Annotated in this window: 1 protein-coding gene; it reads left to right on the top strand. The window is 42.6% G+C overall.

The genetic code is table 11. From position 1 onward, the window contains the following. Positions 1-590, top strand: a 590-nt coding sequence (locus H5985_RS09250; RefSeq protein WP_205051020.1) for a transposase, incomplete at its 5' end; no start/stop codon positions are given. Positions 591-619: the final 29 nt, after the last annotated feature.

Here is a 619-nt window from a genome sequence, read left to right as displayed (position 1 = left end):
CCGTTTACGAGTCCTTGGCCGACGGGAGCATCTTGTGTTTGGGCAAACGAAAGGGATACATAACCGAAATTAAAAACCGTCACCCTAAAAAACCGGGGGTCGTTTTCTATCGAGTTACGGGATGTACAGGCTGTGAGTTTATGCCTTATTGCCGGCGCTTTATGAGTGAAAAGACTGGTGATGAGAAGTTTTTTGAAGTACAGCCTAGATTTATGCAGTTGAAGCAAAAAGCCAGGGATTTACTGCTCAGTCCTAGAGGTATTGAGATGCGAGTGAACAGAAGCTGTCAAATCGAAGGAGTCTTTGGGAACATTAAGCAAAATATGGCCTATACCCGATTTAGAAGAACATCTTTGGAGCGTGTAACTGTCGAGTTTGCACTGACATGTCTGGGATTAAATCTGCGTAAATATATGCGATTTGCCACCTCTGGAAAATTACCTCAGTTTTGGGTGGCTCCGGTGGATCTTAAGGCAGAGGTTTTCAAAAAACCTTCTGCAAAACGGCTAGCTAACAGAGTTAATAAAAAGAAAAAAATGCAACCTAATAAAGTCGCAAGAGGGAGCTATAAATACAAAAGAGGGTGTTAATTAGTCGTAGCGACTTTTGTAACACCCCC

It is taken from the genome of Parasutterella secunda (assembly GCF_016901835.1).
In the GTDB taxonomy this organism is placed as follows: Bacteria; Pseudomonadota; Gammaproteobacteria; order Burkholderiales; family Burkholderiaceae_F; genus Aphodousia; species Aphodousia faecavium.
Note: the sequence above shows the minus strand (reverse complement) of the source record. Positions and strands in the feature narration are given on the sequence as shown.